13 protein-coding genes are annotated in these 15,415 nt (G+C 35.8%); 10 read left to right on the top strand and 3 right to left on the bottom strand.

The features are described 5' to 3' along the window. Positions 1–24: 24 nt before the first annotated feature. Together BZG02_RS14365 and BZG02_RS14360 are read right to left on the bottom strand one after the other, a co-directional pair. Positions 25–399 carry an ISAon1 family transposase N-terminal region protein gene (locus BZG02_RS14365; protein ID WP_101262134.1) on the bottom strand — a complete coding sequence of 125 codons (375 nt, stop codon included), beginning with the start codon at positions 397–399 and terminating at the stop codon, positions 25–27. 94 nt (positions 400–493) lie between these two features. After that, positions 494–1,543 carry a 3-deoxy-7-phosphoheptulonate synthase gene (locus BZG02_RS14360; protein WP_101262133.1) on the bottom strand — a complete coding sequence of 350 codons (1,050 nt, stop codon included), beginning with the start codon at positions 1,541–1,543 and terminating at the stop codon, positions 494–496. A gap of 464 nt (positions 1,544–2,007) precedes the next feature. Between BZG02_RS14360 and BZG02_RS14355 the strand changes: the two genes are divergently transcribed. The 5 genes from BZG02_RS14355 to BZG02_RS14340 all read left to right on the top strand — a co-directional run bounded on the left by BZG02_RS14355 (position 2,008) and on the right by BZG02_RS14340 (position 5,695). Continuing rightward, on the top strand, positions 2,008–3,465 hold the full coding sequence (locus BZG02_RS14355) for an NAD(P)/FAD-dependent oxidoreductase (protein WP_101262132.1): 1,458 nt from the start codon (positions 2,008–2,010) through the stop codon (positions 3,463–3,465). A gap of 34 nt (positions 3,466–3,499) precedes the next feature. Next, a complete protein-coding gene (locus tag BZG02_RS20850) occupies positions 3,500–3,658 on the top strand; it encodes a hypothetical protein (protein ID WP_180335735.1) in 159 nt (52 codons plus the stop codon). Between the two features lie 292 nt (positions 3,659–3,950). After that, positions 3,951–4,397, top strand: a complete 447-nt coding sequence (locus BZG02_RS14350) for a NanQ anomerase/TabA/YiaL family protein (RefSeq protein ID WP_101262131.1) — start codon at positions 3,951–3,953, stop codon at positions 4,395–4,397. A gap of 448 nt (positions 4,398–4,845) precedes the next feature. Next, positions 4,846–5,061 (top strand): hypothetical protein, encoded by a 216-nt coding sequence (locus tag BZG02_RS14345; protein WP_101262130.1) that lies wholly within the window; start codon positions 4,846–4,848, stop codon positions 5,059–5,061. 19 nt (positions 5,062–5,080) lie between these two features. After that, entirely contained in the window at positions 5,081–5,695 is a 615-nt protein-coding gene (locus BZG02_RS14340; protein ID WP_101262129.1) for a hypothetical protein, read from the top strand. Positions 5,696–5,754: 59 nt separating this feature from the next. On the opposite strand, the gene BZG02_RS14335 is transcribed toward BZG02_RS14340, so the two are convergent. Further along, positions 5,755–6,798, bottom strand: coding sequence for an NAD(P)/FAD-dependent oxidoreductase (locus tag BZG02_RS14335; protein WP_101262128.1), 1,044 nt, complete (start codon positions 6,796–6,798; stop codon positions 5,755–5,757). Between the two features lie 145 nt (positions 6,799–6,943). On the opposite strand from BZG02_RS14335, the gene trhO reads away from it, so the two are divergent. The 5 genes from trhO to BZG02_RS14305 all read left to right on the top strand — a co-directional run bounded on the left by trhO (position 6,944) and on the right by BZG02_RS14305 (position 15,085). Continuing rightward, positions 6,944–7,978 carry an oxygen-dependent tRNA uridine(34) hydroxylase TrhO gene (trhO, locus tag BZG02_RS14330; protein ID WP_101262127.1) on the top strand — a complete coding sequence of 345 codons (1,035 nt, stop codon included), beginning with the start codon at positions 6,944–6,946 and terminating at the stop codon, positions 7,976–7,978. 323 nt (positions 7,979–8,301) lie between these two features. Beyond that, on the top strand, positions 8,302–9,297 hold the full coding sequence (locus BZG02_RS14325) for a tRNA dihydrouridine synthase (RefSeq protein WP_101262126.1): 996 nt from the start codon (positions 8,302–8,304) through the stop codon (positions 9,295–9,297). Positions 9,298–10,668: 1,371 nt separating this feature from the next. After that, positions 10,669–11,514 (top strand): prolipoprotein diacylglyceryl transferase, encoded by an 846-nt coding sequence (lgt, locus tag BZG02_RS14320; protein ID WP_101262125.1) that lies wholly within the window; start codon positions 10,669–10,671, stop codon positions 11,512–11,514. Between the two features lie 154 nt (positions 11,515–11,668). Then, positions 11,669–12,442 carry an RDD family protein gene (locus tag BZG02_RS14315; protein WP_101262124.1) on the top strand — a complete coding sequence of 258 codons (774 nt, stop codon included), beginning with the start codon at positions 11,669–11,671 and terminating at the stop codon, positions 12,440–12,442. Positions 12,443–13,894: 1,452 nt separating this feature from the next. After that, positions 13,895–15,085 (top strand): cell adhesion protein, encoded by a 1,191-nt coding sequence (locus tag BZG02_RS14305; RefSeq protein ID WP_101262123.1) that lies wholly within the window; start codon positions 13,895–13,897, stop codon positions 15,083–15,085. Positions 15,086–15,415 lie beyond the last annotated feature (330 nt).

Below are 15,415 nucleotides of genomic sequence, written 5' to 3'. Positions count from 1 at the left end.
TAATGTTTTTCAAGGCTTTTACTGCTAATCGGGTATTTGTCCAAATAATTCTTTTAAAAAAGAAGCGAACCCTTTTGTATATCGAGCTCCCTTTGCTATCAAATCCCAATCTCTACTTACAATCTGACCCGTAGAACAAACCAGCCACTTCCTTTTGCGAACATGCAAGTAAACCATGCGTTCTCGAATGGGATAATCTTGAATTACGACCGCGGACTGAAAGCCTTTTGAAGTCAGCTTTTCCCTTGAATATTCTTCTGGTAATTGATGTAACTCATCCAGATGAACATCCAATCTCTTTTCATCAATAATAACTTGTGTGATCTCAAAATAGGAAAATATCTCTTCTGGTAAAATTGCTTGAAGTAGTAACTTGTAATGATCTTTATTCGAATCCATGTCATAAAATTAAGATGACAAATATTCATTTATTTTTTTTCTCCACCAAATTTTCGAATTGATCCTAATAATTTCATTGAATTTAAGAAAGCTCTTAACTCCTAATTCTATCACAAAACTCTCTTAAAATGCGTTCGGTAGATTCAAAATCAAGACACTCATCGGTTACCGAAACACCATATTTTAATTTCGACAAATCAGTAGGAATACTTTGTTGGCCAAAGTTGATATTACTCTCGATCATAAATCCCATAATAGATTTGTTTCCTTTGGCGATTTGATCGGCCAAACTTGCCAGAACAATTTCTTGTTTTTTTGCTTTTTTAGAAGAATTCGCATGACTACAATCAACCATTATTCTAGGTACAATCTGCAAATCGGACAATTTATTTTCAACTGCTTCAATATAGGATGCCTCGAAATTAGGTTTTTTCCCTCCCCGTAATATAATGTGTGTATTTGGATTCCCTAAAGTGCGAATTACAGCCACTTTTCCTTTCGGATCAATACTCACAAAATTATGAGGAGCTGCAACCGCCTGCATGGCATTCACAGCAATATCAACATTCCCATCGGTACCATTTTTAAAACCCACCACCGACGATAAACCACTCGACATGTTTCGATGACTTTGCGATTCGGTAGTACGAGCACCAATTGCAGTCCACGAAAAAAGATCCTGAATATACTGAGGCGTTACAATATCCAAAGCTTCTCCTGCCGCAGGCAATCCAAGTGCTGCGATATACACCAAAAGCTCACGAGCCTGCTTTAAACCGTCCTCAATTTCACAGGAATTATCCATATATGGATCGTTTACTAAACCTTTCCATCCTACCGTAGTTCTAGGTTTTTCAAAATAAACCCGCATCACAATAAAAATATCATCCTTTAAATCGTCTGCAAGCACTTTCAGTTTTTGTGCGTACTCTTTAGCCGATTTTATATCGTGAATAGAGCAAGGTCCAACAATAGCAAGTATTCTCTTATCGCTCCCATTTACAATGTTTTTAATTGTTTCCTGCCCTTTATAAACCGTATCAATATGTTTTTCGCTTAAGGGATATAATTCTTTTAATTTTACTGGTGTTATAATCGATTGCTCAGCGCTTACATTCAGATTCTCTATTCTGGGGTCCATCATATTTTCGTGCTCTTAATAATTTTGAAACATAGCATGCTTCCTTTCATATAGCCTGCGAAATTAACCTTTATTTTTTTTAAATGGAATTTTAGCCAGCACATTATAGAAGCCATCATTCTTTCGAAAAGAATAAACAAATAAAACTATCACCATTTCCATCATTAAAAACCTTAAAAAATATATTATTCCGCGAAGGTATAAAAGTTTATATCGAATCTAAACAAGAGAAAATTATCCTGCAAAAACGCACCATTCTCAAGCTTCAAGAACACATTAAAAACCTAATAGCGTAAAAATCAGGAGTAAAACAAGAATATTTTAAATAACACATCTAGATATGTAAATATTTTTCGTTACATTAGATCATTAACAAAAAAAAGAGGAATGTACGACATTTCCTTTTCTTTGATAAAGTGAATTTGAATCATATACAAGACTATATATACACTAAATTCAAATATATCATGGCCAAAATCGTTGTCTTAGGCGCAGGTATCTCCGGACACACCGCTGCTGCCTTCATTAAAAAAAAGCTAGGAAAAAAACACGAGGTAGTTGTAGTTTCCCCCAGCAGTTATTACCAATGGATTCCATCAAACATATGGGTTGGCGTGGGACGTATGAGTGTTGATCAGGTACGGTTCAAATTAAAAAAAGTGTACGACAAATGGAAAATCGATTTTAAACAAGCCAAAGCAATCTCTATTCATCCACAAGGAAATCAAGAAATTAGCAAAGGATTTGTAAGTATTGAATACACCGATCCTGAAAAGGCAGGCGCTACAGAACAAGTAGATTACGATTACCTGGTAAATGCAACTGGGCCTAAATTAAATTTTGAAGGCACTCCTGGATTGGGACCTGGCAAAAATACAGAGTCTGTTTGCTCCTGCGATCATGCCATACACGCATGGGAAAAATTACAAGTATGCTTTCAAAAAATGGAAGCAGGAGAAAAGCAAACATTTTTGATTGGAACAGGCCATTCGATGGCAACCTGCCAAGGAGCCGCTTTCGAGTATATTTTAAATGTTTCCTACGAAATAAGGAAAAGAAAATTAGAGCATCTGGCTGAATTAATCTGGATCACGAATGAATACGAACTAGGAGATTTTGGAATGGGTGGTGCTTTTATTAAACGCGGTGGTTATATCACCTCAACAAAAGTATTTGCTGAATCCTTCTTGATCGAAAATGGCATAAGATGGATTAAGCGCGCAGGCGTATTTGAAATAGAACCTGGAAAAGCAAACTACGAGACTTTGGATGGCGAAAAAAAATCGGTCGCCTTTGATTTTTCGATGCTGATACCTGGTTTTTCGGGGGTTGGATTAAAAGCCTTCGGCAAGAATAATGAGGACATCAGCTCTACTATTTTTGCTCCCAATGGATTCATGAAAGTAGATGCCGATTATACACCAAAAGATTTTGAGGAATGGAAAGCCGCAGATTGGCCAGAAACCTATCGCAACCCAACCTACCCAAATATTTTTGCTCCGGGTATTGCATTTGCTCCGCCCCACTCCATTTCGAAACCCATGAAAAGCAAAAACGGAACGGCTATTTTTCCTGCTCCACCCCGAACAGGGATGCCATCGGGGGTTGCTGGTAAAGTGGTTGCCTTAAACATTGTAAATTTGGTTAAAAAAGGAGAACACGAACTAAAACACCGAGCATCGATGTCGAAAATGGGAGCCGCCTGTATTGTATCGGCAGGATACGGCATGACCAAAGGATCGGCGGCAAGCATGACCGTTTATCCAATAGTTCAGGATTGGGATAAATATCCAGAATGGGGTCGCAGTATTAAATATACCATGGGCGAACCAGGCTTAGCTGGCCACTGGCTAAAATGGACAATGCATTACATGTTTCTGCACAAAGCCAAAGGATACCCATTTTGGTGGTTATTACCCGAATAAAATAGATTGTCGAATTTGTTAAAACAGATATACCATGAGTACTACAAAAAGAAAAGCTTATTACGAAGAGGCTTATCCGCCAATGCCAACCAAAACAACTATGTTTTGGCGCAAAAATATCTTCTTTCAAGCCTATCGTTTCTTTGTTCTTAATATTAAAATCATCCGGATTGTTGTGCATGGGCACTCTTAGCAGGAAAAAATTGAGACACAAAAAGCAAAAATGAGTCATTATTGCATTCCCCTTTTGTATTATAACTTGGTATAAAAGGGGAATAAATATATCATATTTCTCACCTTTTTTTTATTTCCCCTCCCAAAAACCACCTAAACAATTTATTTACTTTTCCCATTTCCACCTGTAAATACAGGGTAAACACATAACATTTACGCATTCCAGTTATGATTGAAAAAGAATACATAAAAATATAGCTTCTCGAATTTAAATTTTCAAGATTATTCTCACCTTTGCAAAAACTAACAAAATGGTAATAGATAAAATTGAAAACTCGCAGCTATATGCTGGATTAAGCGATCGTATTGCAAAAGCACTTGCGTACATCAACACAACCGATTTGCAAAACACCGAATTGGGAAAATATGAAATTGAAGGAAAGAATGTTGTCGCAATTGTTCAGGAGTACACCACTAAAAATCAGGAAGATTGTAAATTAGAAAGTCATTTCGAACACATCGATATTCAATATATGATATCGGGGACAGAATTAATGGGAGTTAGTGTTTTAAAGGATCAAGTTCCTCACACAAAAAATGAGGAAAAAGATGTTGCCTTTTACCCAAACGAATCGACTAACATAACACTAACACAAGGAATGTTTGCGATTTTTTTCCCTAACGACCTTCATTGTCCATGTATTAAAAACAACGAAAATTTACTGGTGAAAAAACTGGTGGTTAAAATTCGAATTTAATTCTGCATGCAACAGCAAAGACATAAGCTGGGTAAAATGCCCGGCTTATCTCTAAAAAAAACAAAATCCCCTCCCATTCCCTATTCAACAACCAGCAACAATACAAGCTTACTATTTTTCTTTAAAATTATAGTTCGATTGCTAAAACTGCAACCAATTACACCCAATAGTAAATTCAATGCATCCTTTTATTTCACTAGTAAGAACAGATTCCTCTCCTTGGATTTAATAGCATTCAAAAACCAATATCTCCCTCTTACCTTTAGTATAATTATCTGACATCCAAGTTATTTAGCAGTGCTAAATACAAATAATATTCTTAAATTTAATGTGGAACAGAAACATCGCGCCCAAAAATGCGAAACCAAGCAAGGTTTTGTCGACACCAAACTTGCGGTATTCCCTTGTTCCTGACAAATTTTATTTTCTAACTAAAACCTAAAATGCAATGAAAAAATTAAGCTTACTTATTGTACTATTCTCGTTTTTATTTGTAGCATGCGCCGATAAAAAACCAAAGGATAAAGTGGACACAAGCACCGAAATGGAAATTGAAGAAGTAGACACCCTTATTATGGATTCTCTAACTACAGAAATGGAACAAACAAAAGAGGATCTCGAAGAAGCCTCGGAAGAAGTAGATGACCTATTAAAAGATTTGTAATCGTAAAAAAACAGACAGCATGAAAAAATTTATTATAGGTGCATTCTCCTTGTGCATAATTATGTGCTCGGGAGAGGCACTAATGGCTCAAAAAGAAAAAGACAAATTTGAAAAAGCACAAAAAATTCAGAAAGACTCCCTTCAAAAAGAAATAAAAGGTAAAAAGGACAAATTGAAAGAAAAAAAGAATGCTCATATGGATAGTATGAATGTTCGTAAAGAAAAACATCAGGAAAAGTACCAGGATGCCAAAGAAGGGATGAAAGAGAAAAGAGAATCGATGGAAACAAGAAGAGATTCTATGAAGTCGGAAATGATTGATAAAGGGCATGCTTTTGGTAAAGAAAAAGAACTGGAAGGCAAAGGATTTGGACAAAAACGAGCCGAAGAAGCAAAAATGTACCGCGAAAAACGCAGAAAAGAACTGGGCGAAACGCTGAACAAATCGGACGAAAAAATAAAAATGGCCAAAGAAAAAATTAAAAATGCCAAAGAAAATCTAGAAAAAGAAAAAAAGGAAGGCAAAATTACCGACGAGCTGTATCAAGGAAAATTAGAGAAAATTGAGAAAGCCGAAAATGGTGTGAAAAGGCTGGAAGAAAAAGTTGAAAAAGCAAAATTGAACGAAGAATAAACCATCTGAATTGGTAAAACCTCTGCTTGCAGCACAATGGCGACAAGCAGAGGTTTTTTTTATAAAAATCTTCGAATATCGATCTCTTTTGCCAGCGGATAATCGTTCATAGAAAGAAAACGAACCATTTCGCGAGAAAAATAAGGAGCCAACATTACTCCTTTAGTACCCAAACCATTAAAAATGGCAACGTGTTTATGAAATGGATGCGTACCTAGCACCGGACGACGATCGATAATAGTAGGACGAATGCCAGCCCAATGATTTACAACCGTATAAGGCAAAGAAATCAATTTATCCAAGCGTCCCAACAGATCTATTCGAGCCTCGATGCTTAGCTCTTCGTTCTGATTTTTCCAATCGTAAGTCGCTCCAATTTTAAAACGTTTATTTCCAATTGGCATTACAAATAAATTCTTGTTATAAATATAATCCCCGGGCAATCCTTCGCACTCAATCTCTAATAACTCCCCTTTGGTGAGGTTAAAGCCAACATCTTTAAAATAAGGATTTTTAGTTGCGTGGTGACCTTCACAAAAAACAATAGTTTCGGCCGAAATTCCATGCCAGGTAATTTCCCCATCAATAAAACCAAGATCTTTATATTCAAAATTAGCCTCTATCAAAAGTCCTTTCGATTTAAAAAATTTACGCAGTTTTCTCAATAATTTACCCAAAAGTAAATAACCCGAATTGGTTACCCTTCCATAGGCATCAAAATCTTTAATTCCCTGTCCGATCGAATTATTCCCTATACCAACAATATAATCGGAAAAATTACTGTCTTCGATTCGCTCCTGCCACATTTTAATTTCATTTTCGGCCAAAGGTTTAATAATATCCATCGGGAACAAGAACTGATGTCCCAAATCACTCTCCAAATCCTGATACATTTTCACCATCACCGGCAACACATCATCCACCATCCAACTTTTGGTAAGTCGCTTAAAAACAATGGGATTATACATTCCTGCTGCAACATCGGAAGTCGTACTTTTATCGGGACTAGCAACAATAGTAAAGTTAAGTCCGGCCCTGTACATATCGTATGCAAGTAAGGATCCCGCAATTCCCTGTCCTACAATCAGAAATTTCTTTTCCATAAATTTTTGTTAAAATGATTTTGCAAACATAGCAATTTAAGACTAAAATGTCTTATTTATGAACTGTGATACCTCTTCGCACTTGTTTGAATATAAAAAACCATTACTTTTGCAATGTTTATTAATTCTAAATTAGAATAACAAAATGCTGCTTCACAATAAACTTAGCAAAGAAGAACTAAAGAAACAACTTGAAAACGAAAACTTTACCAGAAAAACGTTTTCTTTTTACCGATATGTGATTATCGCAAACCCGCAGGAGTTTCGCGACCAATTGTATCTTAAATGGTTTGAATTGAACTGCAGAGGAAGAATATACATTGCCCGCGAAGGCATTAATGCGCAAATGAGCGTACCCGAACAGCACCTGGAAGCATTCTTTTCACACTTAAATAGTCTGGCGGAATTGCAGAACATGCCTATTAAATGGGCTGTTGAGGATAATAGCAAATCGTTTTACAAGCTAATTGTAAAACTGCGACCTAAAATTGTTGCCGACGGCTTAAACGACAATGCCTTTGATGTTACCAATGTGGGAAATCATCTCTCTCCCCTCGAATTTCACGAGCAGGTAAGTCATCCAGATACGATTGTGGTGGATATGCGCAACCATTACGAAAGCGAAGTGGGTCATTTCGAAAATGCCATTTGTCCCGATGCCGATACCTTTCGCGAAGAAATTGACCTGGTGGTAAATGATTTAAAGGATAAAAAAGATCAGAAAGTTTTACTTTACTGCACCGGCGGAATTCGTTGCGAAAAAGCCAGTGCCTATCTAAAGCATCACGGTTTCGAAGATGTAAACCAATTGCATGGTGGTATTATTGCCTATGCGCAGGAAATTAAACAGCTCGGGCTGGATTCAAAATTTAGAGGTAAAAATTTTGTGTTCGATGAACGATTAGGCGAAAGCATTAACGAAGAAGTTATTGCCAAGTGTCATCAGTGCGGAAAGGCCTGCGATACGCATACCAATTGTGCCAATAACGATTGTCATTTGCTATTTATTCAGTGCGAGGAATGTCGCGATCATTATCAGGGATGTTGCACCGATGAGTGTGCCGAAATTATTCAATTGCCCATAGAGGAACGCATGCTTTTGCGCTCGAAATTCCACGATAAATACAGCAAAAGTCAGATTTACCGACAACGAATAAGACCGAAGCTAAATCAATTATGAATTAAGTTTCTAGGGACAAGAAAGACAAGTTTCAAGTTTCAAGCTACGAGGGGCAAGAAACAATCATTTCACCGCATGCTTTACCTGCGATAATAAAAACCCCTAAATCCCTTAAAGAGGACTTGATGCAATACTCTTGCAAATGGCTTCTAAGAAAAGCCCCTTTAGGGGTTTGGGGTGAAAAACAAAGAAAAAAGAAACAAAAAACAATAATCAGGGAGCAGACCTGACAGCGTTTTTTCAACCTGTAAGAGTCTAGCTTCAAGGATAAAGAAAGTAGCGAATTATGAGTTACTCTAAATCCTTTTCACTAATAATTAAATATGAATTTTTGGCACAACATACAAACCCCTAACTTTTCGCTAGCACCAATGGAAGACGTAACCGATACTTCGTTTCGGGAAATTGTTTTACAGACAATGCAGGAAGGAAAACTACAACTTTTATTTTCCGAATTTACATCGGTAGAAGGCATGTGTCATCCTGTTGGACATGAAAAAGTAAAGCACCGCCTACGAATTAACGAGTCGGAGAAAGTGCTACTGCACCAAAAGAATGTGAAGTTGATTGCGCAGATATGGGGAAAAGATCCAGAGAAATATTACAAAACCGCTCAATACATTGCCAACGAAACCGATTTTGACGGCATCGATATTAATATGGGCTGTCCGGTGAAAAATGTGGTGAAAAACGGTTGCTGTTCGGCGCTTATTGCCCAGCCCGATTTGGCCAAAGAAATAATCCTCGCCACCAAAGAGGCTACCAATTTGCCTTTAAGCGTTAAAACCCGAATTGGTTTTAAACAGGTAGTTACTGAGCCGTGGATTTCTCACCTATTGGAAATGCCCATTGATGCACTTACCATTCATGGGCGCATACAGAAACAAATGTCGGATGGACTGGCAGATTGGAACGAAATCGCGAAAGCGGTACAATTACGAAACAAACTGGCTCCAAACATCAAAATAATTGGCAATGGCGATGTAGAATCGTACCAAGACGGATTGCAAAAAGTAGCGCAATATGGCGTTGATGGAGTGATGATAGGTCGCGGCATCTTCAAAAATCCATGGTTCTTTCATCCCGATAAGGTGGAAATTAGCAAAGAAGAAAAACTTGCACTACTAAAGGAACACACCCGAGTATTCGACAACACCTGGAGCAATGAGAAAAATTTCGCCATTCTGCGTCGCTTTTTCAAGATTTACACCAACGGATTTCCCGAAGCAGCTGCCCTGCGAAATGCCCTTATGACTACCAGTAATGCCGAAGAAGTGTACCATGCCTTGGAACAGTTTTCAAGAAGTAGCGTTCGATAAGGAACAAGTATTGAGAAGCAAGTACAAAGTATTAAGTACAAAGTAAGAAGACTTGAAGGAGTCAGGATTTAAGGATAAAAAAGCTTTTACGCCTTGCTTTAAACCAATTATTTACAATGAATAACACACCCCTTCGCCTATCGGCACTTCCCCTGAAAAGGGGAAGATTACTAGATTACGAATTGTGACCTTATTTATAAATAAGCAAAGGAATAAATAAAGCCTTCTCCCCTTTTCAGGGAATCCCGAAAGATTTCGTGGAAATAACAGTGAGAGGAGTGTTAAAACAGGAGGAGTCCGCTTCCCTTATCGGGTAGAAAAGTTTTTAAATAAATAGTATTTAGCGAGTGCCGTCAATCGAGCGTGCTACTGATGCAATAGAATACATAAGAGCTTTGGGTAAAACTGTCTGTAAGTCGAATAAGCTCTCGACAATATGTAAAAACATTTTTGTCACCAAAATAAGCTCTAGACAGAATGCAAAGGCATTTTTCAGCCTATAATAAGCTTCCCTCAATAAAAAATGGTCATATCGACTCTCGAATAATCGCCCGATGATTTGTAAAGGCCTATTTGACCGTAAAAATGATCTCTCGACGAAATGTAAAGCCATTTTTGACGCTCAAATAAGCTCTCGACAATATGTAAAGGCATTTTTGGTGCTAGAATGACCTCTCGCGGTTTGAAAATTAACTTTTTGTTGCTCGAATAAGCTCTCGACGAAATGTAATGGCATTTTTGGCACCCAAATAAGCTCTCGACAATATGTAATGCCGTTTTTGGCACTCCAATAAGCTCTCGACGAAATGTAATGGCATTTTCGGCACTCCAATAAGCTCTCGACGATATGTAAAGCCATTTTTGACGCTCAAATTAACTCTCGACAATATGTAATGGCATTTTTGGCACTCCAATAAGCTCTCGACGAAATGTAAAAGCATTTTTGACGCTCAAATTAACTCTCGACAATATGTAATGGCATTTTTGGCACTCCAATAAGCTCTCGACGAAATGTAAAGCCGTTTTTGGCACTCCAATAAGCTCTCGACGAAATGTAAAGCCATTTTTGACGCTCAAATTAACTCTCGACAATATGTAAAAGCATTTTCGACACTCAAATAAGCTCTCGACAATATGTAATCCTCAATATTTATAGTAATACTACCTATGTGAAATAATCATCCTGATTCTTTTGATTAGATATTATTGTTTTGTAGATTCGTCCATTGAATATAATAAGTGTTCATTACTGCCCTATATGGGTCGGTAAACACACTTTTTAGAAAAATATAAACGAAATAAAGCCCATAGCACTTACTAACTAGTTGTGCGCAAAGCTAGAGCGACAGTACCAACATTGAAAATTAAGATATGATTTTAAACTACATTCACTGGAATCCCGACCCTGAGATAGTAAATATCTTTGGGATTTCGATTAGATATTATGGACTACTGTTTGTAAGCGGATTGATTTTAGCTATCTACATGTTGGGTTGGATTTTTAAGAGAGAAAATATTCCATCGGAAAATTTGGAGAAATTAACAATCTACGGCATGATTGGAATAATTGCAGGGGCACGACTTGGACATTGTTTGTTTTATGAGCCTTCATATTATTTATCGCACCCATTGGAAATGATTCTTCCTGTAACTTTTCCTCCCGATGGTGGAATAAAGTTTACTGGTTACCAAGGACTGGCAAGTCACGGCGGAGTACTGGGATTATTAATTGGTTTATATTTCTATTCACGAAAGACTAAACATTCCATGATTGACATCCTTGATTTGATTGCTGTAGTTGTTGGAATAAGTTTGGGTTTCATCAGACTTGCAAATTTTATGAACTCTGAGATTATCGGGATGCCAACATCACAACCATGGGGCGTGATTTTTGAACGAGTTGACAATATACCAAGACATCCAGCACAATTATATGAGGCGTTTTCTTATTTTATAATTCTCGGTATTATGTTGATACTCTACTTGAAAATGAGAGATAGACTTAGAAACGGAATTTTATTTGGACTTGCAACTGTTTTATTTTTTATAGCAAGATTTGTAATAGAGTTTTTAAAGGAAGACCAAGTAGGATTTGAAGATGGAATGACTTTCAATATGGGACAACTTCTAAGTCTTCCATACATTTTAGTGGGAATTGGATTTATGATATACGGATTATGGAAAACAAAAAAGCTCAGCGCACAACATCGTATATAAAACATTTGGCAGTCAGTGGGTTATCGAGCATTTCAGCTCGTATTATAAGTAATGGTAACTTGACAGGAAAGTGCTTCGAAATGCCAAACGTTTCATATACGTAGCCGTTGTAGGGCATTTGCAGAAAGTCCGTCAAAATAAATATCATGATAAAATGAAAGTAGTAAAGATAATTATTGCAGTTTTGATTTTCTTTGGATTAAGTTATGTTTTCCTAACTCAACTTGACAAATTATTGCCGAGTTCTGAGAATATTATAATTCAACCAATGGCGGATTTCAAGCTGATATTTTCTTTAATTTATGGACTAATAGGATTAATTGCATTTTTATTATATCATAAAATTTCAATAAACGGTTTGATTAGTTTGGTTTTCATAACTACTGGGCTTTTTGTTCTTGAAGGATTTTATATAAAATGGTTGTCCAATTATCAAATATCACCTAATGTAGTATCAGAGATAGACCTGAATTTTAAGACAATATATTATTTCCCAATCATACCATTTGGACTAATCATACTATCATTTGGATTGAAATTAATCAACTTCAAAGCAATATTGAATAAATTACCGCGGATTAATATGAGTTTAAACCAAAAATTAAAAAGACTATTGGCGTTTGTAATTGACTGGTTGATTGTGATTTTTATTGGTTGGATACTCTCTACACAAATGATTATTTTGTGGTTGCCAATTGAGATTTTTCTTGTAATGTTTTTCTATCGGGTTTGCTTAGAATTTTCGACAAATATGACCATAGGGAAAGTGTTTCTTGATTTAAAAGTGAAACAATTGGACGGTTTAGAACTTAAATTCTCAAATATCTTGATTAGGAATATAACAAGACTTACTTTGATATATTGGATTCCTATTTTAAATGGAAAGAATGGAATAAACGATAAGATTGCAAAAACAACAATTGATTAAAACGCCCTACAATCGAATAGCCCGCCCCGCTAGTAATCACTAGCAGGGAGAGGCTTTCACACCACTGTACGTACGGGTCTCGTATACAGCGGTTCGTTAAGTTGTGGGGAATAAAGAATCACGTCTAACAGGCGTGATTTGTTTGTAAATGTCGAGCATCGATTCATAACCTCGCTTCTTCAACCTTTCAAGTGTAATGGTCGTTCTCAAAATTGGACTCTGAGCTATTGCCCAACCACACCCCCGCTAGCGCGAGCTTGTAGCTCGTGTTCTGCAAAGCAGAAGTAAGAATATAATACACATTACCAATAGTAATATGAGTGTTTTTTAAGTGTATCGGGCATAACAATCAATAAGCGCTCTTTATTGGCAGAGCTGAACAGATCCTTTATTAGTACAGAGATTGTTTACTTTAGAAAGAGAAATAAAAGCAAAAGATTTTGAGTCGAAAATAGCTGTTTCATAATAAATAACAGTTCTTTTTTAACTTCTTCCACAGAACACGAGCTACAAGCTCGCTCTAGCAGGGAGTGCATTTGTTCAGTGTCGCAAAAAAATAAATCCTTTTGTATTTAAGGAACTCTCGCAAGTATTACCCCATGAATTTTATACCGATAATTATGAATCCGTAAAACTATGGAAAGGCTTTCTTTTTTAGCTTAAAAATCCCTTAAAGAGGAATTGTGCAATACTCTTGCAAATGGCTTCTAAAAAAAGCCCCTTTTGAGATTAAAAACGAAAAAAATCAGGTTTAAAACTCCAAGCACATAAAAACAAGGAAAAATCATTCATTCCACAACCTTTTACCAAATACATAGCATAATTATTGTTTTAAATACGCAACCTTAAAGTGATTATAACATCATTAATACGGATTCTGTAAATTGCAATGAAATTATGAAAATGTTCAGCACTATAATGATTATCGTTCTTTTAACCCTTTGCCATATTGTTGACAATAAAAACCTCGAAATTTATAACCAATCAAACCCAAAAATCAGAAATAACTCCCCTAAAAAAATCGGAATTAAAATGTTCAATAATTCCGAGTACAAAAAAGATGTCATCCACTATTTTCATGCCGATTCAATCTACTATTCTAACAAGACCAGAGAATATTATCGCAGTTTGAACTAAACAAACACTGTATTGTATCCACATCTTATAAATATAAAAAATGAAAATTTACTGTTACAATCAAAACTTAATCTATTACAGACTGTATTCAAAATGAAGTAGTTCTTTTTGCGAAAAATTCAAACTTATTAACGGTTACAAGCTAACTAAGTATCGAACACATATTATGTATTTGGTATACAATAATGCAATTATCATATAAACCTACATTAAACACCGTCCACAATAGCGTTACAATTCTTAAACAGTTATAGTAGTAAAATAGGAACTACAAGAAATATAAATTACTTCCACTTAATCTTTGAATAATCAACTATGAAAAAAAAGATCTTTAATTTAACTATGGTAATTTTGGTAACCCTATTGAGTTGCTCAGAAGAATACGAAACGATTCCAGAACAAAATGTTTCCAATACCAACCAGGTAAAAACAGCACTTAATCAGCTAGATTATGGTCTTTATTGGTATGGTACCAATGAGGATAAACAAAAATATGAAATAGGAAAAGAAAATAAGTTTTATAACCCCAGTAAACCTATTATAATATTCTTTCACGGACAAAGCCCCGACATAGCAAAAAATGGAAAAAGATGGGATTACTATTTTGAGGATGCTGATGCACATGTTGATAAAAGCTGGCTTGATAAGGGGTGGAATGTAGGTATACTGCATTGGGAAGTATGGGCAGATGAAAATACAACAACTGATGCGGAAGCAAAAATATATACCAGAAATGGTCCAAAAGGATTTAGATACATGCTTCCTGGAGGATATGATAGTGATGAAAACTATCCTTTAAATCCTACTGGAAATGAAGCTGTAGGAGAAATTGCTTATAAATACATAAGCGATGCTTTAAAAATCCATAACAATACTGAGGTGAGATTTGTAGGCCACTCTCTAGGATCTCAATTATCTACAAGAGTTGCTTATCTTATTTACAACAACATAATAAACAACAAATTAAATGAGTCTTGTAGGGTAAAAAGACTTGCTTTATTAGATCCAGCGTGGACAAAAAATGGAAAAAATTGGTGGAATGATGATAAAGATTTAAATAATGATGGCAACAATGATTGGGTTGGGGAAAGAAGCAAGTGGGCTATTTTTGATATGATGAATAAATGGGATGATTTTGCAGTTGAAATATATAATTCTACAGCATTAGATACTCCTTTAGGAATAGCAATGGATGCAAATCTTTCTTTAAGAGAAAAAGTTTGCTGTACTAGTATACGTCCTTGGTATTATGATGCAATTAACTTAGCAAAAAAACACAATGCAGCTTTTTATCATTATATGTGGACCATGTCCTATGCTCCTCCAATTGAGTGCACTATTAATTGGTTATACCAAAGAAAAAAAACAGGTGATGTTGCTCCTTCAGCAAATACATCAAATGAAAAAATTTCATCCATGATGAAAAGCAGTTATTATTGGGATCAAGTAGAAGGTAGAAATACTTTCACCCCAAATGATGATTGGTTCGAACGTAAAGATCGATAAACTAAAAAACCACCTCAAACTAAGCTTCGAGGTGGTTTTTTGTTTTTAGTAAGAAAAGTGTTATCCCAAATAAACATCAAAACACATCTTATAAAGTGTTTCTTTTCCACTGTATCATCGTTAAAAAAGATGCACTCTAACTTGGCTATATTTTACTTTTTTGCCTCGATACAGCTAAAAATTATTCCATTTTATTTAAAAATACTATTCAAATAAAATTGTTATTCTGTTTGAATTCCAATTCACTTAATATCAATACAAAAACACTATCGAAGTAAAGTAATTTTACTTAATACCTATCTAATAAAAACTTCACTAAAAATTTACATT

This window comes from Labilibaculum filiforme (assembly GCF_002843315.1).
GTDB lineage: Bacteria > Bacteroidota > Bacteroidia > Bacteroidales > Marinifilaceae > Labilibaculum > Labilibaculum filiforme.
Note: the sequence above shows the minus strand (reverse complement) of the source record. Positions and strands in the feature narration are given on the sequence as shown.